Here is a 17,728-nt window from a genome sequence, read left to right on the forward strand (position 1 = left end):
GACGCCGCTGCACACTGGCACACACACCGACCTGGGAGTTCCTGGAGAACTGGGAGAGCTGCCATGAGCCTTCGCACGCGCCGCGCAGCCGTCGTCGCCTTCGGAGCCGCCCTGGGCGGCGCGCTCACGGGGTCCTTCGCCACCCCGGCCTTCGCCACCACGACGTTCGCCGAGCCGGCGGCGCGGGGGCGCGATGAGTCCGGCGCGCCGGGCAGGCTGCCCCTGCGCCGCGCGCACGCGCACAACGACTACGAGCACACCCACCCGCTCACCGATGCGCTCTCCCACGGGTTCGGCAGCGTCGAGGCGGACATCTGGCTCGTGGACGGGCGGCTCCTCGTCGCCCACGACGCCTCGGGCCTCGACCCGGCCCGCACTCTCGAAGCCCTCTACCTCGATCCGCTGCAGCGCCGGGTCAGAGCCGGTCACGGCCGTGTCTACCAGGGCTACAACCTCTCGCTGCAGCTGCTCGTCGACATCAAGACCGACGGCGCCGCGACCTACCGGGAGCTCTCGCGGCGCCTGCGCCGCTACGGGACGCTGTTCACGTCCTGTGCCGACGGCCGGATCCGCCGCGGTGCCGTCACGGCGGTCGTCTCGGGTGACCGTGGCGCGCGGGGGCCGATGGCGGAGGAGCGGCTCCGGCACGCCTTCTACGACGGCCGGCTCGCCGACCTCGGAGGCGGTGCCCCCGCGTCGTTCATCCCCCTGGTGAGCGACAACTGGAGCGCCAACTTCGGCTGGCAGGGCGCCGGCCCGATGCCGGCCACGGAGAGGGCCCGGCTCCGGCGGATCGTGTCCGGTGCGCACGCCGAGGGCCGCCGCGTGCGGTTCTGGGCCACACCGGACCGGCCCGGCCCGGCGCGCGAGGCCGTGTGGCGGGAGCTGCTCTCCGCCGGCGTGGACCTGCTCAACACCGACGATCTGTCCGGCCTGGAGGCGTTCCTGCGCGCGGAGGGCTGAGCGCCGGGTGGAATGTCCCGGTCCGGGGTGGAACCTGTGGTGGTTCCGTCACCGCCCGCCGGTGTGTGCGCGCCCGGCGGGACGCTGGTCGCATGGCCACTCCACCTGGACCGCCGTACGGGCCGCCCGCGGGTCCGCCTCCGGGCGGCTTCGGGCCCGCCCAGCCGCCGTGGGGCACGCCGCCGTCACCGCCCCCGCCCCCTCGCCCGGGCGGCGGCGGGCGGCGGGCCGCCCTGCTCGTCGTCGCGCTGGTGGCGGTGGCCGGGCTCGCCCTGGGCGCCGTCCTGGTCGTCGGCGGCAAGGGCGGCGAGCCGGGCAGGCCGGGTGACGGGAATGCATCCGGCGGCCCGGGCGCGGGCACGTCGTCGCCCTCGCTCACCGTCCCGAGCGGGTTCCCGTCGCAGTGGCCGACGGCCCTGCCGTCCGGTCTGCCCAGCGGTCTGCCCACGTCCTTGCCCACGAGCCTGCCGAGCGGCTTTCCTTCGGGCCTGCTCCCGGTCGCCGGCGACGGCGACCGGGGCTGACCGCCGGGGGCGTACGGGGCGGTGAGGCGTACGGGGCGTCAGCCGGCCGGCGTCTGCTGCGGAACGGCCTGGATGTCCAGCTCGATCCTGATCGTCGCGCCGATCATGGCGATGCCGCGCCGGAGCATGGAGCGCCAGTCCAGGGTGAAGTCCTCGCGGTGCAGTTCGGTGGAGGCCGAGCAGGCGGTGCGGGACTCGCCCATGATGCCGGTGCCGATCCCCAGGTAGCGGGTGTCGAGCGCGATGTTCCTGCTGACGCCGTGCAGGTTGAGCACGCCTTGCACGGTCCACCGGGAGCCGCCGCGGTGCACGAAGTGCTCGCTGGTGAACTGCATGTACGGGAAGTTGACGACGTCGAGGAACTCCTGCGAGCGCAGGTGCTCGTCGCGCTGGGCGACCCCCGTGTCGATGCTGGCGGTCTCGATCACGACGTCGATGCGGGAGTGCCGGACGTCCTCCGCGATCCAGAGGGTGCCCTCGAAGCGGTTGAAGCGGCCGTGCACCTCGGCGAGGCCGATGTGCCGGGCGATGAAGCGCACCGCCGTGTGGTCCGGGTCGATGCGCCATGCGCCCGGGGCGGGCATGGGCGGCGCCGGGGCGAGTTCCATCGCGACGGTGCCGAGCGATGTGCGTGTCTCCTCGGCGCAGGTGACGGTGCGCATGACAGGCCGGAAGCCGTCGGCCGTCACGGAGACGCTGTACTCGCCGGGGGCGACGGTCGTCGCGAAGCGGCCGTGCGGGTCGGTCTGACCGTGCACCACCTCCTGGCCGCCCGCGTCCCGTACGGAGACCTCGGCTCTGTGCATGGGTGTCTGCATCGGCTCCACCACGACGCATTCGAGAGCCCCCGCCCCGAGCGGAATCGGCGCGGTCTCCGGGCGGGAGGGGCGCGTGAACCGGCGGATCAGGGCGAAAGCCATCCCAAAGGGCCTTTCTGTGACCAGAAGGTGATTGAACTGTAGATCACCATATTCTGTCGCTGATAGGCAAAATCCTCGGGGTGCCTATGAAAGCTCCCTTTTTGTCATCTTCTGCCTTTGAATCACCGGTCGTCGGTGAGGAGTGCTGCGAGCGCGGCCGCCGGATCGTGGTCACAGGGCCCCGCGGGCAGCCAGCGACCGCCCTCCTTGCGGTAGGGCCACCAGCGGCCGTCCCTCCCATACCGCAGCTGCGCGGAAGTGCCCACCGCGGTCCATCGGTTGCGCACGGCCCGCAGCTGCGGAGCCTGCTCCTCGCCCCAGGCCGCAGCCAGCTGCGCGCGGGCCCGTGCAAGGCCCTCGCCCTCCGGAGTCCACTCCTCCTCCAGTACGGCGAGAGACGCCGGCCCGCCGTGCTCCCAGGCGCGTACGGCCCGCGCGAGCTCGGCTCGCTCCCGCCGGCAGCCCGTCGCGAGCCGGGCGGTGATGCGGCTGTCCGGTCCGGCCGCCGCGAGGCGCACGGCGTCCTCCCACAGCGAGAGCTCCCCGGCGACGGGAGCGGTCTCATGACCGGGGGCCAGCGCCTCGGCCAGCAGCTGCCGGGCCCGGGCCGCGGCGTCCGCGACGAGGAACTCCAGCGCTGCGGGATCCAGCCCGGGCGCGGGGGCCACGTCTCCGCCGAGCTCCGGAGGGCGGCCCGGGCTCTCCACCACGGGAGGCGGATCCGGCAGCGGGGCCACGAAGGACGCCATGGCGAACACCTCCGCCGCAGGCACTCCGGAAGGCCCTTCGGCGCCCTGTCCGGGCGCCCCGCCGGATCCGCGCGCAGCATTGCGGGCCTGCAGCTCCTCCAGCAGCTCGCGCTCCCCCCGGCCGCGCATCAGCAGCAGCACGAACGGGTCCTGGTCGAGCAGCCGTGCCATCTGATGGCACAGCGCCGCCGTGTGCGCGCAGTGGTCCCAGGCGCCGCACGTGCACTCCGGCTCCAGATCCCCGATGCCCGGCAGCAGGTCCACCCCGGCCGCGAGTGCGTCCTCGGCCAGGTGCGGCGGTATGTCACGGTCGAGCAGAGCGGCGATGTACCCCGCCTGACCCGCCACCAGCTCCAGCAGGCGCTCCCAGTCGGCCGCGCCGAACTCCTGTACCACCACGTCGGCGCGGTACGGGGTGCCGTCGCGGTCCCGTACGACGGCCGTGATGCGCCCGGGCCGCACCGAAACCGCGCCCACCGCGCCCGCGCGCGCGTGGCTGCGCCCGGCCTTCACCTGCTTGCCGTCCAGCGCCGTGTCCTCCAGGGCCTTGAGCCACGCCCGGCCCCACCAGGTCCGGGCGGAGCTCCGCCCGGGCTCGGGCGGCAGCGCCTCGAACGTGTGCTCCGGCCGGCCGGAGCCTTCCTGTCCGCTCAACGTCCGTTCCCCCTCAGTGCGACGAGATCCGCCAGCTCGGCGTCGGTCAGTTCGGTCACGGCCGCCTCGGCGGTGCCGAGGACGGCATCCGCCAGGGCCTGCTTGCGGGTGAGCATCTCCGCGATGCGGTCCTCGACCGTGCCCTCGGTGACGAACCGGTGCACCTGTACCGGCTGCGTCTGTCCGATCCGGTACGCGCGGTCGGTCGCCTGCGCCTCGACTGCCGGGTTCCACCACCGGTCGAAGTGCACGACGTGTCCGGCCCGGGTGAGGTTCAGGCCCGTACCGGCTGCCTTGAGCGACAGCAGGAAGACGGGAACCTCGCCGTCCTGGAAGCGGCGCACCATGTCCTCGCGGCGCGGGACGGGCGTACCGCCGTGCAGGAGCTGCGTGGGGACGCCCCGTGCCGCCAGGTGCTGCTCCAGGATGCGGGCGGTTGCCACGTACTGCGTGAACACCAGCACGCTCGCGCCCTCGGCGAGGATCGTGTCCAGCAGCTCGTCCAGGAGCTCGACCTTGCCCGAGCGGCCGGCGATCCTCGGGGACTTCTCCTTGAGGAACTGCGCCGGGTGGTTGCAGATCTGCTTCAGGCCGGTCAGCAGCTTGACGATCAGGCCGCGCCGCTCGAAGCCGTCCGCACCCTCGATCTCGGCGAGGATCTCCCGCACCACGGCCTCGTACAGGCCCGCCTGTTCCTTGGTGAGCGCGACCGCGCGGTCCGTCTCGGTCTTCGGCGGCAGCTCCGGCGCGATGCCGGGGTCGGACTTGCGGCGGCGCAGCAGGAACGGACGGACGAGTACCGCGAGGCGCTCGGCCGCGGCGGGGTCCGTGCCGCCTTCGACGGCTTGGGCGTAGCGCTTGCGGAACCGGCTCAGCGGGCCGAGCAGTCCCGGCGTCGTCCAGTCGAGGATCGCCCACAGCTCGGAGAGGTTGTTCTCCACCGGTGTGCCGGACAGTGCGACGCGCGCCTTCGCACCGATGGTGCGCAGCTGCTTGGCGGTGTCGGAATACGGGTTCTTGACGTGCTGGGCCTCGTCCGCGACGACCAGGCCCCAGGCTTCGCCGGCCAGCCGCCGGGCGTCGAGGCGCATGGTGCCGTACGTCGTCAGCACGAACTCCCCGCCGGACAGCCCCTCCAGGGACCGTGCCGGGCCGTGGAAGCGGCGTACGGGGGTGCCGGGCGCGAACCGCTCGACTTCCCGCTGCCAGTTGCCCATCAGGGACGCCGGGCAGACCACCAGCGTGGGACCGGCCGCCTCGGGCAGCGCCTGCCGGTGCAGGTGGAGGGCGATGAGGGTGATGGTCTTGCCGAGGCCCATGTCGTCGGCCAGGCAGCCGCCGAGCCCGAGGGAGGTCATCCGGTGCAGCCAGTCCAGGCCGCGCAGCTGGTAGTCGCGCAAGGTGGCGGCGAGCCCGGCGGGCTGGGGGACGGGCTCGCGGGACCGCTCGGGGTCGGCGATGCGGTCGCGGAGCGCCGCGAGCCAGCCGGTGGCCCGGACGTCGACCTGCGGGCCCTCCTCGTCGCCCTCCTCCACGGGCGCACGGCCGGTCAGGGCCGCCCCCAGCGCCTCGACCGGCGTGAGCTTGCGGTCCTGCCGCTCGCGGGCGCGGCGCACCGCGCCGGGGTCGACGAGCACCCACTGGTCGCGCAGCCGTACGGCGGGGCGGCCCGCTTCCGCCAGCCGGTCCAGCTCGGCCTGCGTCAGCTCCAGGCCGCCGACGGCGAAGCGCCAGCCGAAGGTGAGCAGCGCGTCGGCCGAGAGCAGTGACGGCATGCCGGAACGCTCGCGGTCCGCCCCCGTGCCGTCGCCCTCCGGGGGCCCCACGACGGCCCGCGCGGTGAAGCTGCGGACGAGCTCCTTCGGCCAGTGCACCTCGACCCCGGTGGCGTCCAGCGCAGCGGAAGCCGTCCCCAGCAGTTCGCCGACCTCCTCGTCGGCGAGGTCGATGGCGTCGGGGACCGCGGCGGAGAGCAGCGGGGCGAGCGCAGGCCAGGCACGGGCGGCCCTGCGCAGCGCGAGGAGCGCCTTCATCCGGGCGTCCCGGCCGAGCGCTGCGGCCGCGGACGACGCTCCGGACCACACCTCGGCGGCGTCCGCGACGAGCGCGGGGTCGGAGAGGCTGTGCAGCTGGAGCACGGCCCGGAAGCGGGGCGCGGCGTCCTCGTCGGCGAGGGCTCCCAGCACCTCGACGCGCAGCGAGAGCCGTACGCCTGCATCGTGTCCGGCGGCGACGCCGGCGGCCCACGCGCGCTGCTCGGGCAGGCGGCGCGGTTCGGGCGCGGCGAAGGCGGGGCCGCCGGCGGCGAGGGCGGCGGCGGGGGAGCGGGGCAGCCCGTCGGCGACGGCGTCCAGGAAGGACCGTACGAGCAGTTCGGGTTCCGGCAGCAGCAGGGGGCCGGTGCCCGGGAGCGGCACGGCGTGCGCCGCGGGAGGCATCGCGGCGGCCAGCTCACGTACCCGGCGCAGGTCGTCGGCGGTGAGCGGGCCGACCCGCCACGCGTCGTGATCGGTCTCCGACAGGCCGGGCAGCAGGCGGCCGCGCGCCGCCATCTGCAGGGCGAGCACGGCGGCGGCGCCCCAGAAGGCGGCCGCCTCGTCGGCCCGCGCGGCCCGGGCGCGGGTGAGGACAGGAAGGGCGTCGCGTACGGGCAGCACGGCGGCCCGTACGGTCGTGGTGGTGACGTCGGTGCCGTCCGGGACGGCGATGGTCAGGTCCTCGACGCCGCCGGGGGAGGCGGGCGGTTCGGCGTCCGGGAGCCAGAAGGCCACCCGCCCGGTGCGTGCGGGGTCTCCGGGAAGGAAGACCGCCGAGCACTGGGCGAGCCGGGAGATCTCGGAGGGTGTTGCGGCAGAGGGCGGTGTCACAGCGCTGCGCATTCCTCAAATTTGACTAGTCGCGGTCCGGAGCGCCCGAGGGTACAGGACGCACGCTCCCGGCGAAGACCTTCGCGAGGTGAGCCGCGCCACATGCCGGAGGCGAGGTGTACTCAACCCCCCTGTGCGCTGCGGGGGCTTGCCCCCGCAGGAACCGGGTGGTGACTCCATGGCCCCCGACCGGCTCCGGTCCGTACGTTCTGTGAGGTCAGCCCAGCCTGCCGACCGTCCGGAGAACCCATGCCCCAGGCCACCACCCTGCTCGCGGAACCTGCCGCAGGCAGCGACTTCGCCCCGCTCCTCCGTCAGGTGCGGGGGCAGGGCCTCCTCGAACGCCGCAGGGGCTGGTACGCGCGCAGCATCGCCGTGAACCTCCTCGCGCTCGCCGCCACGGCCACCGGGATCGTGCTCTGCGGCGACTCCTGGTGGACGGTCCTGCTGGCCGTGCCCGCCGCCCTGTTCTGGGCCCGCACCGCGTTCGTCGGACACGACAGCGGGCACGCCCAGATAGCCGGCACCCGCCGCGCGGGCCGGCTGATCGGCCTCGTCCACGCGGACCTGCTGCTGGGCATGAGCTACGCATGGTGGAACGACAAGCACAACCGCCACCACGCCAACCCCAACCACGTCGACAAGGACCCCGACGTCGGCGTCGGGGCGCTCGTATGGACCCGGCGGCAGGCCGCACAGCGACTGGGCTTCTCCCGGTGGCTCACCCGCAACCAGGCCGTTCTCTTCTTCCCGATGCTCCTGCTCGAAGGCGTCAACCTGAAGATCTCGAGCGTGCGCGACCTCAAGAGGCAGAGCCCGGCCGAGCGGCGGACGGAAGCGGCACTCCTGGCCCTCCACGCGACCGGCTACGCCGCTCTGCTGCTGTCCGCGATGTCCCCGGGCAAGGCCGTCGTCTTCGCCCTCGCCCACCACGCCCTCTTCGGCCTCCACCTCGGCATGGTCTTCGCCCCCAACCACAAGGGCATGGAGATGCCCGACCCGGACGGTGAGCGCTGGGGCCACCTGCGCCGCCAGGTCCTCACCTCGCGCAACGTACGCGGCGGCCCCGTCACGGACTGGCTCATGGGCGGGCTGAACTACCAGATCGAGCACCACCTCTTCCCCAGCATGCCGCGCCCCCACCTGCGCCTCGCCCGGCCGCTGGTCCGCACACACTGCCGCGCGTCGGGGCTCGCGTACACGGAGACTGGAATCGTCGACTCGTACCGCCAGGCGCTGCACCACATGCACGCGGTGGGCGCCCCGCTGCGGACCGGGTGAGGAACCAGACGCCGCCGCCGGGCGTTCTCACGGACAGAGCGGCAGCCGTCGCGAAGGAGGCAGGGACATGAGCAACAGGACCAAGGTCGCCGTCGGAGGCGTGGCGGTCGGAGTCATCCTGCTGTGGCTGCTGCCCTTCTGGGCCGCGCTGCTGGTGATGGTCGGGGTGCCGGTCGGCGCGTATCTCCTGCTGGACTCCTCGCAGCGCAAGAGGCTGCGCCGGGTGTCGCGCAAGGAGCTGGGGCGCTGACGGTTCCCGGGCGGGATCAGCCGGTGAAGGCCGGCGCCAGCGCCGCGGGCATCGTGACCCGCGGGCTGCCGGATCCGTCCGCCGGGACGGTCCACAGATCCGATCCGTAGTCGCCGGGCAGCGCATAGACGAGGGTGTGCCCGTCCCGCCACACCGCCTGGTCGTCGATGTTGCGCCGCTCGGCCGTCGCAGTCTCGCGCAGCGTGCGCAGATCCAGGACGTACAGCCGCCAGGGCGCGTCGTCGGGCACGCCCTCCACGCGCTTCTTGTAGGCGATGCGCGTCCCGTCCGGCGAGAGGGACGGGCACTCCACGTTGGTGTGCAGCGACCGCAGCGTCCGGTCGGTGCGATCGCCGCGCACCAGGTACGTGCGCCCGCCGGTCGCGACGGTCGCGTAGAAGTGCCTGTCGTCGGCGAACGTGACGCCCCAGACGTTGACGTCCGCAGCTTTGTGGAGCCGGCCGTCCAGGAAGAACCGGTAGTCCTCCAGGTTGCGGTCCAGCGTCCAGCCGTCCAGGCCCAGTACGGAGGTGCGGGTGGAGAAGTCCGTCCCCGCGTACGAGTCCCCGCTGACGAAGACGGTCCAGGCGACGGAGCGGCCGCTGGGGGAGACCCGCGCCCGGGTCGGCACGCCGGCCAGGTCGTAGCGGCGCAGCTCGCGCATCCGGGCGTCCAGGACGACGGCCCGGTAGCCGTCCCGGAGCTTGCCGTGTACCGCCTGCAGGCAGATCCCCGTCCCGCCGGCCGCGTGGAAGCGCAGGCAGCGCACTCCGGACGAGGTGCGGGGCCCCGCCGGGGCGGCGGCGGGCACGGAGGCGATCTCGTCGCGGTGCGGCCCCCAGGCCATGTTCCGGAAGACGCTCCGGCCCGGCGCGTCCAGGACGACCTCGCCGCGGCCGACGCGCGGGTCGCCGGGGCGCGCCCGGTCCTTCTCGGCGGCCCGCCCGGCGGCGTGCAGGGTGGCCGCGATCGCGACGCCGCCCAGGACCAGCACGGCCGCGACGAGGATCAGGAGACGGTTCTTGCGGTTCATCAGGGCGGGTCCTTGTGGGTCACGCGGTTCACGTGGTTGTTCAGCGGACCGGCGCCGGAGGGCCGTCCGCGGGCAGGGATGCCGACGGGGGACGCGGACGGGGATTTCGCAGGGCGCAGCAGCAGGGCGCTGACGGCGGCAGAGACGGCGAGGCTGGCCGCTGCCGCCTCCAGCGCCGTACGGTCGCCCCACGCCGCCCAGGCCGCACCGAAGGCGATCGAGCAGGCGAAGCGGGCGGCCGCCTGTCCGGTCTGCACGACGGCGAGCCCGCTGCCGCGGACGGACTCCGGAACGGCGTCGGCCGTGGCGGCGGCCAGTACGCCGTCCGTGGCCGCGTAGAAGCCGCCGTGCAAGGCGAGAGCGAGGCAGAGCAGGGCGGGCGAGTCGCCGAGCGGGGCGACGAGCATGCCGTACGCCCCCAGGAGCGCGAGGTGGCCGCAGAGGAACAGCCGCCGGCGGCCGAAGCGGTCGGCGACGGCCCCCAGGGGGACGGCCAGCAGGAGGAAGGCGGTGGCCGTGCCCAGCGGCAGAAGCGGGAACCACGCCTCGGACAGGTCCAGCCGGCGCTGCAGCGTGAGGTACAGGAACGAGTCGCTGACGGTGGTCAGCCCCAGCAGCACCGCGCAGACGGTCAGCCGGCGGACCTCCGGACGGCGCGAGACGGCCCGCAGGGGCGCCTTGCCTGCGGGTGCGAGGTGCCCGCGGGAGGCTGCGCGACCGGGCACGAAGAGCAGGAGGACGAGGACGCCGAGGACGGCCACGCAGCCGCTCACCGTGAACACGGCGTCGTAGCCGCCTGCTGCGGCCCGCAGGATGAGGAAGGCGAGCAGGGGGCCGAGCAGCGCCCCCGCGGTGTCCATGGCGCGGTGCACGCCGAAGGCCCGGCCCCGTCCGGCCGGTTCGCAGGCCAGCGAGATCATGGCGTCGCGCGGTGCGGTGCGCAGGCCCTTGCCCGTGCGGTCGGCGGCGAGCACCGCACCGATCAGCGGCACGCTGTGCACGACGAGCAGCAGCGGCTTGCACAGGGCGGAGAGACCGTACCCGGCGGCGGCCACGGCCTTGTGGCCGCCCGGACCGCGGTCGGCGAACCTGCCGCCGAGCAGCCGTACGAGTGCGCTGACGCCGTTGTGGATGCCGTCCAGGAGGCCGAAGCCGAGGGGGGACAGCCCGAGTTCGGCCACGAGGTAGAGCGGCAGGACGGCGCTGACCATCTCCGAGGAGATGTCGGTGACGAGGCTGACGGTGCCCAGGGTGAGCACGGTCGCCGGGACGGCGGCCCGCCGGCCGGGGGAGGGGGCCCGGCCGGCGGTGTCGGGGACGCCCGGGGCGGTGCGGCTGTCCGCGAGGTACACGGTCAGCTGTTCCAGATACCGGTGATGTCCTTGGCGCCCGCTGCCTGCCCGGCGTGCGCGGTGCCGTACATGTCCTCGAGGGTGCGCAGGACGTCGTAGTGGTTGTAGGTCGTGCCGGAGGTGGAACCGGCCTTGACGGGCTGCCCGTAGACGACGGTCGGGATGCGGTTGCCGCTGAGCCTGTTGTCCTCGTCGAAGGTGATGAGGAGCAGGCTGTTGTGGGTCTTGGCCCAGTCCGCATAGCCCTTGAGGTTGTCCTTCAGCCAGGTGTCGCCGGTGCCCACCGAGCAGTCGTGCATGTCACTGCAGAGGTTCGGCACGACGAAGGAGACGGTCGGCAGTTTGCCGTAGTCGCCGGGGAAGGCGCTCATCGTGTGCGCGGTGTTGGTGGGCACGTTGCCGAAGCCGAACCACGGGTTGTGCTTCTGCGCGTACTTGCCGCTCTTGCAGGTGGTGGATCCTTCGGCGGGCAGGGACTCGTTGTAGCTGGCCCAGCTCCTGCCCGCGGCGACCAGCTCGGAGGCGAGATTGGGCTCGTCGCTGAAGCCCGGGGTGACACAGCTGTCGTCGGTGACGCCCTGGGTGTCCCCGGAGAACAGCGCGTAGTAGTTGGGCTGGCTGGGGTGCGTCTCGGCGTACGACGCGGTCAGACTGGCCCCTCCCGCGGCGAGGGAGTTGATGTAGGGCGCGCTGGAGCTGCCCATGACCTGGCCGTACGCGTGGTTCTCGAAGACGACGACCACGACGTGGTCCGGGGTGGGCACGGCCGCCGCGGCGGATGAGTCCGAGGCCCACAGGCCGAGGGAGGTGGCGGCGAGGCCGAAGGCCGTGGCCAGGGCGCCGAGGTGACGGCGGGACCGGGGCAGGCCGGGGGCATGGGCGGGGGAGGCGGGCACGGTGTCCTCCGTACAGGCGGGTGGGTGCTCGGCGGGGAAGGCGCTGGGCAGGGCGGCGGCCGGGGGCGTGAGGGAAATGTAGAACGGCGCGCATGACATGTACACGCCCTTAAGGTGACGGCTTCGGGAACAAAGCCCCAGTGGAATGCGACAGCCGTCAGGGGTGGGGGCGCGCGTACAGACCACGTACAGAGCTGTGCTGCAGGCGCGCGTAAGGCGTTCTGTATGCGTCCGTACAGAGGGGTTGTCCGGCGGTGGTCCTGCGCGTGCACGGAACCGTCCCCGGTGCGCACGTCCCCGGCCGCGGAGCGATGCGCGGCCGGGCCTCAGGTGTGCGCCCGAGCCTCAGGCGACGGGCAGCCCCAGCAGTTTGCGCGCCATGTGCTGCGGTGTCTCGTCGTGTTCACGGGCGAGCGCGACGACCGCCCGGCACGCGAGCTCGTTCACCCCGAAGCAGAGCGCCTCGGGGGAGACCCAGCGGGCGGCCTCGGCGCTTCTGTCGTGGTCGTCCTCGGCGCACGCCGCCACATAGGTGGCGGCCGCCTCGAAGAGATTGCGCTGCCGCCCGGCGGGCGGCGGGGGCGCAGGCAGCTGCCAGGCCTCCTCGATGCGCTTGCGGAGCTTGTCGAACACCGATCGTCACCTGCCTCCGCGAGCCGTCCGGGCCGTGGTCGTTCAAGTGTGCCCGCCACCCGTAGAGTTGAACCTCCGACGAACGAAGGGGCGGCCGCCGAGTGAAGCGTTACGACTGGCTGAGGGAGATCCGGAGGCTGGACCCCGAACGGGACTTCCTGAGGATCTACCGGATCACGGCGACCCTGGAGTTCCCCTGGGACATCAGCCGCGCGCTCGAACTGGCCCTCTACAGGACCTACGCCGTCCCCAGCATCGGCCGTCTCCTCGCCGCCACGGGCGAGTTCCCGGGCCGCCCGCAGAAGCGGTACGACGACACCGCCCTGCTGCTGGACGCCGTCGTGGAGCACGGATTCGACAGTGAGAGCGGGCGCACCGCGATCCGCCGAATCAACCAGATGCATCGCAGCTATGACATCAGCAACGACGACATGCGCTACGTCCTGTGCACCTTCGTCGTCATCCCCGGAAGGTGGCTCGACGCGTACGGCTGGCGCCGGCTCTCCGAGCACGAGCGGCGCGCGATCGCCGCGTACTACCGCACCCTCGGCAAGCACATGGGCATCCAGGACATCCCGGAGTCCTACGCCGCCTTCGAGCGCTGCCTGGACGAGTACGAGGCGGCGCACTTCGGCTGGGACGAGGGCGGCCGGCGCGTCTCGGACGCCACGCTCGGCCTGATGGCCTCCTGGTATCCGCGCCCCCTGGCCCCGCTCGTGCGCGGCGCGAGCATGGCCCTGCTGGACGACTCCCTGCTGCAGGCATTCCGCTACGAGCAGCCGCACCCGGCCGCGCGCGCCGTGGTCCGGGGCGCCCTGCGGGCGCGGGCCAAGGCGGTGCGGCTCCTCCCGCCGCGCCGCACACCCCACTATGCGCGCCAGAACCCCGAGATCAAGGGCTATCCGAACGGCTATGCCGTCGCGGAGCTCGGTACTTTCCCCGGCGCCCGGCGCGGCGCACGGCCCGGCGCCTGCCCGGTGCCGCACGGGTCGTCGGGCTCAGACGCCGCGGAGTGAGCCGATCGTCTCGCGCAGCCAGGCAAGCTCCGCGCGGCTGGTGGCGCGGGCGATGGTGAGCACACCCCGCCGGAACGGATCCTCGATCTCCTCGGCGTGCAGCGGCCGGTCACCGGCGTAGAAGAAGCTCGCCGGCTGCTGAAGGAAGGCGAGCCTCCGCTCCAGGACGGTGGCCTGCCCCTCCGGTTCGCCCAGGTGGCGCAGGAACGCGAGCACCGTGAACCAGCGGTTCTCGTCCGTGATGTCGTTGTCGGCCGGCTCCGCGAGCCGGTGTCTCAGCTCCGCGCGGCCGTGCGCCGTGAGGGAGAGGACGTGCCGCGGCGCGGCTCCGCAGCCCGGCCGGGTCTCCCGGGCGAGCAGCCCCGCCGACTCCAGCCGCTTGATCGCCGGGTATAGCGAGCCCTCTGCCACGGGCTTGACGTGCCCGGTGAGCGCGGCGATGCGTTTGCGCAGCTCATAGCCGTGCAGTGAAGCGTCGTAGAGGAATCCGAGGATGGCGAGTTCAAGCATGGCGGTATTCAACCCGACAGCCGGTGTACATCGCTATGGCGGTACATCGAGATCGATGTATGGTGATGATCCAGTACGGAATCGCTGGAGGGGAGAAGGGCATGCGACAGGCGGAGTTCGGATCCACGGGGGCCTGTGTGCGATGGACCGAGGCCTCCGGAGGCGGCCCCGCGCGGGTCTACCTCCACGGGCTGGGGTCGGCCTCGGCCGTCTACCACGCGCACATCGCCGCCGCCGCAGCGCTGTCCGACCGGCGCTCGCTCTTTGTCGACCTGCCGGGACACGGCATCAGCGACCGCCCCCTGGACTTCGGTTACACGCTTGAGGAGCACGCCGACGCGGTGGCGGCGGCCCTGTACTCGGCCGGGGTCAAGGGGGCCGAGGTCGTGGGCCACAGCATGGGCGGAGCCGTCGCCGTCGTGCTGGCGGCGCGGCGGCCCGAGCTGGTCTCGCGGCTGGTCCTGGCCGAGGCCAACCTCGACCCCGATCCGCCCCGGACGGCCGGCAGCAGCGGCATCGCCTCCTATACGGAGGAGGGCTTCGTCCACGGCGGGGGATTCACGGACACCCTGCAGCGGGTGGGGCCGCTGTGGCGCGCGACGATGCGGCTCGCCGACCCCACCGCCCTGCACCGCAGCGCGATCGGCCTGGTGCGCGGGACCCGGCCGACGATGCGTCGCATGCTGCAGGAGATGACCATTCCCCGGACGTATCTGATGGGGGAGCTCAGCGGTGAGCTGCCGGGGCGCGAAGAGCTGGAGGCCTCCGGGGTGACCGTGGAGACCGTGCCCGGTGCCGGGCACAACATGATGTTCGACAACCCCGCCGCCTTCGTCGAAGCGGTCGCCGCGCGGTCCCTGCTCCCGTCCTGACGCTCCTTACCCGCTGCCTCTCATGCCGTCGGCTCCGGCCGGTCCGCCCGGCTCGCGAGCGCCAGGAAACGGGTGTCCTCGTCCGTGTAGGAGTCGAGGTGCCAGCCGCCGCGCGCCAGCAGGGGGCGCAGGTTGGGCTCGGCGCGCTCGTCGTCGGGCGTCACCTGACGGCCGTGGCGGGCGGCGAGCGCGGCGCGCCCGATGGGGTGGAAGAGCGCGAGCCGCCCGCCGGGCCGTACGACGCGGGCCAGCTCGTGCAGGCCCGCCACCAGGTCCGCCAAGTGCGAGATGAGCCCTGCGGCGAAGACGGCGTCGAGCGAACCGTCGCGCAGCGGCAGCCTGGTGACATCGGCCAGGAGCAGCCGGCCCTCGAGGTGCCGGCCCGCCTGCACGGCGGCGTCCAGCATCGCGGGCGTGAGGTCCGCGCCGAGCACGACGCCCTGTGGGCCGACCGCGGCGCGCAGGGCGGCAAGCGCCCGCCCGGTACCGCATCCCGCGTCCAGGACCACGTCGCCGCGGCGCAGCCCGAGATCGGCGACGGCGGCGTCGTAGGCGGGTCCGTCATCGGGGAAGCGGGCGTCCCAGTCGCCCGCCCGCTCGGTGAAGAACTCCTGCACGTGGGCGGGATCCCGCCACTGTTCCCTGGTCATCTGCTGTGCCATGTCCCCATCATGTGCCAACTTGCGCACGGACCCGTGCCGACGGGCCGGGACGGGTTGCCGACGGCACGCGGGTGAGCAAGGCTGGCACGGCAGTTACGGGGAACAGCGGAACGGGGAGGCGGGACATGACAGTCGGCAAGGGGCTCGACTGGATGCTGGACGACCTGACCGAGCGGATCGAGCACATACGGCACGCACTGGTGCTCTCCAACGACGGGCTGGTGACGGGGGCCAGCGCGAGCCTGCAACGGGAGGACGCCGAGCACCTGGCCGCGGTCGCGTCCGGGCTGCACAGCCTCGCGAAGGGCACGGGACGCCAGTTCCGTGCGGGCCGGGTGCGGCAGACGATGGTCGAGTTCGACGAAGGCGTGCTGTTCGTGACGGCCGCGGGCGACGGCAGCTGTCTGTGCGTCCTCGGGGGAGCGGAGGCCGACATCGGCCAGATCGGTTACGAGATGACGCTGCTGGTCAACCGCGTCGGCGAGCACTTGGGCGTCGAGGCCAGGCAATAGAGCGAGTCAGCAGAGTCGGGCGCGCCGGGAGAGTTATCCACAGGCCGGACGCGCTGTCGTACTCCGTCGCTATCGTCGTCACTGTCAGTGATCGAGCGGATGACGGGGGAGGGTTCCATGGCGGTGCAGGAATGCCGGGAGCGGGGTACGACGGCCACGGTGGCCTGCGGGAGAGCGGCGCGGGAGCTGGGGCTGAAGCCCCGCGAGTTCCAACTGGCCGTGCAGCTGGGGCATGTGCGGACGGTGTCCGTCGTCGGCGGCAGGCCGCGGGTCGCCCGCGAGGAGATCGAGCGGGTGAGGTCCGGCACGGGATTCCCCGAAGCCCTGCGCAACAGTCTGTGGGCGGTGGGCACGGCCGAGGCCGCCCAGCTGATGGGGGTGAGCCCTGCCCGCTTCGCGCGCCTCGCCAGAGCGGGCTGCTTCGCGCCGGTGAGGTTCTACGTCAATCGCTACCGGGCGGTGGTCTGGCACTATCTGGCCGCCGACCTCGTGGAGTTCGCCGACGCCAACCCCGGGCTCCTCACGGGACGCACGGATCCCGGGCTCCGCCTGGAGCTGGAGGGGCGTGAGGACCAGCGGGCCCGGAGCTGGCGCGCCCGGCGGCTCGACCAGCTGTCCGGGCGGACGGCGGATCCCTGGGAGCGCGCGGCGGTCGTGGCGGCCGTGCTCGCCCCCGACCAACTGGCGGATGCCGTACCCGACGCCTACGAGCGGGCGTACGTGAGCTCGCTGCGCCCGGACATCGCCGGCTTCCGCTCGGACTCGGCGGCGGCGCGGGAGGTCATCGCGACGGTGACGCTCGCCGTCGACGCCGACGAGATCGGGCGCCACCGGGAGCGGCTCGCCCTGGCCTTGGACGCAGCCCGTGCGGCCCGGTCGGCGCCGAGGCCTGCCGGGCACGTGGCCTGGGCTGTCGTGGAACCGGAGGGGGAGCGGGAGCCGGAGCCGGAGCGTGGGCAGGGACCGGAGCCGGAGCAGGCACTGAAGCGAGTGCAGGAGCAGGGGCCGGAAGGGGAGCCGGCAGAGGGACAGGCGGCAGGGGCGCCCACGGCGGCACCGACGGCTCCGGCGGGTCTGCGGGGGTGGCTGCGCCGGCTGCGCCGCATCATGTGAACGCCCTGCCGGGTCCGGCTCTGCCGGTGCTCAGCCCACCTTGCGAAACAGGCCCTCCTGCATCACCGACACCAGCAGCCGGCCCTCGCGGTCGAAGATCTGACCACGGGCCAGGCCCCGGGCGCCCGTCGCGATGGGTGACTCCTGCTGGTAGAGGAACCACTCGTCCGCCTGGAAGGGCCGGTGGAACCACATCGCGTGGTCCAGCGAGGCCATGTCGAATCCGCGCGGCCCCCACAGCGGTTCCACCGGGATGCGCACGGCGTCGAGCAGCGTCATGTCGCTCGCGTACGTGAGGGCGCAGGTGTGCACGAGCGGGTCGTCGCCCAGCGGCCCCAGCGCGCGCATCCACACCGCGCTGCGCGGCTCGGTGTCCGCCAGCTCCTGCGGGGTCCAGCGGAGCCGGTCCACGTAGCGGATGTCGAAAGCCAGCCGGCGCTCCATGTGGCGAAGGGCGCTGGGCAGCTCGCCGAGGCGGTCGCGGATCTCGTCGGCGAGCCGTGGCAGTTCCTCGGGCGCCGGCACGTCCGGCATGGGCACCTGGTGCTCGAAGCCCGGCTCGGGTTCATGGAAGGAGGCGGTGAGATTGAAGATCGTACGGCCCTGCTGGACGGCCACCACGCGCCGCGTGGTGAAGGAGCGGCCGTCGCGCACCCGCTCCACCTGGTACACGATGGGCACCCCCGGCCGCCCGGGGCGCAGGAAGTACGCGTGCAGCGAATGGACCGGGCGGTCACCATCGGTGGTCCGCCCGGCCGCGACCAGCGCCTGCCCGGCCACCTGCCCGCCGAACACGCGCTGCAGCGACTCGTCGGGACTGCGGCCCCGGAAGATGTTCAGGTCGATCCGCTCCAGGTCGAGCAAACCCACCAGACGGTCGGTCGGTGTGGTCATCGGGCCTCCTTCGCCGCCGGGGCCCGA

The 17,728-nt window shown here is 73.3% G+C and carries 18 protein-coding genes; 8 read left to right on the forward strand and 10 right to left on the reverse strand.

The features are described 5' to 3' along the window. Positions 1 to 63: 63 nt before the first annotated feature. Positions 64 to 963, forward strand: a complete 900-nt coding sequence (locus IE241_RS04450; protein ID WP_190020214.1) for a phosphatidylinositol-specific phospholipase C/glycerophosphodiester phosphodiesterase family protein — start codon at positions 64 to 66, stop codon at positions 961 to 963. A gap of 92 nt (positions 964 to 1,055) precedes the next feature. Beyond that, the gene (locus IE241_RS04455; RefSeq protein WP_190020215.1) at positions 1,056 to 1,487 is read left to right on the forward strand and encodes a hypothetical protein; all 432 of its coding nucleotides are present in this window, start codon (positions 1,056 to 1,058) and stop codon (positions 1,485 to 1,487) included. A 38-nt stretch (positions 1,488 to 1,525) separates the two neighbouring features. On the opposite strand, the gene IE241_RS04460 is transcribed toward IE241_RS04455, so the two are convergent. The 3 genes from IE241_RS04460 to IE241_RS04470 all read right to left on the reverse strand — a co-directional run bounded on the left by IE241_RS04460 (position 1,526) and on the right by IE241_RS04470 (position 6,689). Then, entirely contained in the window at positions 1,526 to 2,407 is an 882-nt protein-coding gene (locus tag IE241_RS04460; RefSeq protein WP_190020216.1) for a YceI family protein, read from the reverse strand. A gap of 122 nt (positions 2,408 to 2,529) precedes the next feature. Continuing rightward, positions 2,530 to 3,810: an SWIM zinc finger family protein gene (locus IE241_RS04465; protein ID WP_190020217.1), complete on the reverse strand. Its 1,281-nt coding sequence runs from the start codon at positions 3,808 to 3,810 to the stop codon at positions 2,530 to 2,532. Further along, complete coding sequence (locus tag IE241_RS04470) at positions 3,807 to 6,689, reverse strand: SCO1167/SCO6262 family helicase (protein WP_190020218.1); 2,883 nt, start codon at positions 6,687 to 6,689, stop codon at positions 3,807 to 3,809. The genes IE241_RS04465 and IE241_RS04470 overlap by 4 nt, the downstream gene beginning before the upstream one ends. A 237-nt stretch (positions 6,690 to 6,926) precedes the next feature. Between IE241_RS04470 and IE241_RS04475 the strand changes: the two genes are divergently transcribed. Continuing rightward, positions 6,927 to 7,958: a fatty acid desaturase family protein gene (locus tag IE241_RS04475; protein ID WP_190020219.1), complete on the forward strand. Its 1,032-nt coding sequence runs from the start codon at positions 6,927 to 6,929 to the stop codon at positions 7,956 to 7,958. A 67-nt stretch (positions 7,959 to 8,025) separates the two neighbouring features. Further along, positions 8,026 to 8,208 carry a tail-anchor membrane protein gene (locus tag IE241_RS04480; RefSeq protein WP_058042796.1) on the forward strand — a complete coding sequence of 61 codons (183 nt, stop codon included), beginning with the start codon at positions 8,026 to 8,028 and terminating at the stop codon, positions 8,206 to 8,208. 16 nt (positions 8,209 to 8,224) lie between these two features. On the opposite strand, the gene IE241_RS04485 is transcribed toward IE241_RS04480, so the two are convergent. From IE241_RS04485 to IE241_RS04500, 4 genes are all read right to left on the reverse strand, one after another. Beyond that, positions 8,225 to 9,241, reverse strand: a complete 1,017-nt coding sequence (locus IE241_RS04485) for a TolB family protein (RefSeq protein ID WP_190020220.1) — start codon at positions 9,239 to 9,241, stop codon at positions 8,225 to 8,227. Next, a complete protein-coding gene (locus tag IE241_RS04490; RefSeq protein ID WP_190020221.1) occupies positions 9,241 to 10,593 on the reverse strand; it encodes an MFS transporter in 1,353 nt (450 codons plus the stop codon). Before IE241_RS04490 ends, IE241_RS04485 begins: the two co-directional genes overlap by 1 nt. Positions 10,594 to 10,595: 2 nt before the next feature. Next, the gene (locus IE241_RS04495; protein ID WP_190020222.1) at positions 10,596 to 11,588 is read right to left on the reverse strand and encodes an alkaline phosphatase family protein; all 993 of its coding nucleotides are present in this window, start codon (positions 11,586 to 11,588) and stop codon (positions 10,596 to 10,598) included. Between the two features lie 246 nt (positions 11,589 to 11,834). Then, entirely contained in the window at positions 11,835 to 12,122 is a 288-nt protein-coding gene (locus IE241_RS04500) for a hypothetical protein (RefSeq protein ID WP_190020223.1), read from the reverse strand. Positions 12,123 to 12,223: 101 nt separating this feature from the next. Here IE241_RS04500 and IE241_RS04505 point away from each other — a divergent pair, with 101 nt between their 5' ends. Beyond that, the gene (locus IE241_RS04505; protein WP_190020224.1) at positions 12,224 to 13,138 is read left to right on the forward strand and encodes an oxygenase MpaB family protein; all 915 of its coding nucleotides are present in this window, start codon (positions 12,224 to 12,226) and stop codon (positions 13,136 to 13,138) included. Here IE241_RS04505 and IE241_RS04510 read toward each other — a convergent pair. After that, positions 13,121 to 13,648, reverse strand: a complete 528-nt coding sequence (locus IE241_RS04510) for a PadR family transcriptional regulator (RefSeq protein WP_190020225.1) — start codon at positions 13,646 to 13,648, stop codon at positions 13,121 to 13,123. The two genes, IE241_RS04505 and IE241_RS04510, sit on opposite strands and share 18 nt — an antisense overlap. Before the next feature lie 101 nt (positions 13,649 to 13,749). Between IE241_RS04510 and IE241_RS04515 the strand changes: the two genes are divergently transcribed. After that, positions 13,750 to 14,520 (forward strand): alpha/beta fold hydrolase, encoded by a 771-nt coding sequence (locus IE241_RS04515; RefSeq protein WP_190020226.1) that lies wholly within the window; start codon positions 13,750 to 13,752, stop codon positions 14,518 to 14,520. Positions 14,521 to 14,540: 20 nt separating this feature from the next. Here IE241_RS04515 and IE241_RS04520 read toward each other — a convergent pair whose 3' ends face one another. Beyond that, positions 14,541 to 15,182 (reverse strand): class I SAM-dependent methyltransferase, encoded by a 642-nt coding sequence (locus IE241_RS04520; RefSeq protein ID WP_229898738.1) that lies wholly within the window; start codon positions 15,180 to 15,182, stop codon positions 14,541 to 14,543. Between the two features lie 125 nt (positions 15,183 to 15,307). On the opposite strand from IE241_RS04520, the gene IE241_RS04525 reads away from it, so the two are divergent. Both IE241_RS04525 and IE241_RS04530 read left to right on the forward strand, forming a co-directional pair. Continuing rightward, positions 15,308 to 15,694: a roadblock/LC7 domain-containing protein gene (locus IE241_RS04525; protein WP_190020227.1), complete on the forward strand. Its 387-nt coding sequence runs from the start codon at positions 15,308 to 15,310 to the stop codon at positions 15,692 to 15,694. 117 nt (positions 15,695 to 15,811) lie between these two features. Continuing rightward, positions 15,812 to 16,807, forward strand: a complete 996-nt coding sequence (locus IE241_RS04530) for a DUF6397 family protein (RefSeq protein WP_190020228.1) — start codon at positions 15,812 to 15,814, stop codon at positions 16,805 to 16,807. A gap of 30 nt (positions 16,808 to 16,837) precedes the next feature. Here IE241_RS04530 and IE241_RS04535 read toward each other — a convergent pair whose 3' ends face one another. Continuing rightward, positions 16,838 to 17,701 carry an acyl-CoA thioesterase gene (locus IE241_RS04535; RefSeq protein ID WP_190020229.1) on the reverse strand — a complete coding sequence of 288 codons (864 nt, stop codon included), beginning with the start codon at positions 17,699 to 17,701 and terminating at the stop codon, positions 16,838 to 16,840. Between the last annotated feature and the right edge of the window lie 27 nt (positions 17,702 to 17,728).

Source organism: Streptomyces hiroshimensis (genome assembly GCF_014650335.1).
GTDB classification, from domain to species: Bacteria; Actinomycetota; Actinomycetes; order Streptomycetales; family Streptomycetaceae; genus Streptomyces; species Streptomyces hiroshimensis.